Raw genomic sequence first — 1,134 nt, forward strand, 5'->3', positions numbered from 1 at the left:
TGTTGGGCCAATAAGGCTTGCAAATAAAATTCGACGAGGGGAGTTTCTGTTGCTTGTAGCTTTCATTTCTGAGTTTATAGACATGAATAGAATGTCCCTTTCAGTATATGACAAATCAAATGACGAGTTAACTGACTATAACTATAGAAATTTCAAATCAGTGTCGAGTCAATATTATGACACTTCGTTATATATTAGAACAATGATTATGGACTGATGATTATGAATAAGTGGTCTATATATTATCCATATTGAACAAAAAAAGACACTGCTTTAAATGCTGTAGAAGATGGCAATAGGTGGCCATAAACGCAGCTCTCATTCACATTGCTGTTTCCTTTAAAGTTTAATGCCATTTTTATCTATTAAGGAATCAATCTTATTCGCAGATCAGTGTTTAGTGTCTCAAAATATTAAAAATATTTTTCATGGATGCAATTATAACACTTTTAAAGTGTATCTAAAGCAAATTAAATCTTTTAGTTGTGTGCGCATTTTAAAACACATGATGTATATTTGATCTGTCAGAGCTTAATCCATCGAATGCTTTGCTATCTTAAAAGACATGAGGTTGAGCAATTACGTTGTGTTGTTTTGGTCTATGCACTTTTTTCTAAATGGGAGAATTTAAATTTAAAATTATGGAGTGTAAATAATGCAACGCAAATTGAAATTAAGTTTTTGTGCGGTAATGGCCAGTAGTTTTTTTGTCAAGATTGCGAGTGCAGATGGAGTAGCTACACCAAGAGAAAAGTTATTAACACCAGTAAGTATAAGTGAACACCTAGAAGAGACAAGAAAGTTGTTATCGGAAGTGAGGGGACTAAAAGAAAAAAAGGTGGGATCAAAAAAGATAGAGAATAAACAGACAGTAGAAGGAAGTGATCTTTTAGAAGAGGAAAGGAAGAGATTAGAAAATCTGTCCTTTAAGGTACTCACCAATTCAATAATAAGCGATGGTGCTACTGTCTATATTACTAACCGAGACTCTGAAGGTTCTGAAATAAATAGCTTTAACTATAAAGATGCTGCCTATTCCATCAATAATACGGTTAGAGAGGGGGGAAAACTCTACATTGATGCAGCAAGTGTTAGCAGGGATACGACAATTGAGAGTGGTGGTATTGAATTCGT

At 33.8% G+C, this 1,134-nt stretch carries 1 protein-coding gene; it reads left to right on the forward strand.

What is annotated here, in order from left to right; translation table 11 throughout:
• Positions 1-655 precede the first annotated feature (655 nt).
• The coding region (locus ACFIO3_RS13545) for a hypothetical protein (RefSeq protein ID WP_375704636.1) at positions 656-1,134 on the forward strand (479 nt) is incomplete at its 3' end.

This window comes from Bartonella sp. AD328YNZD (genome assembly GCF_042196425.1).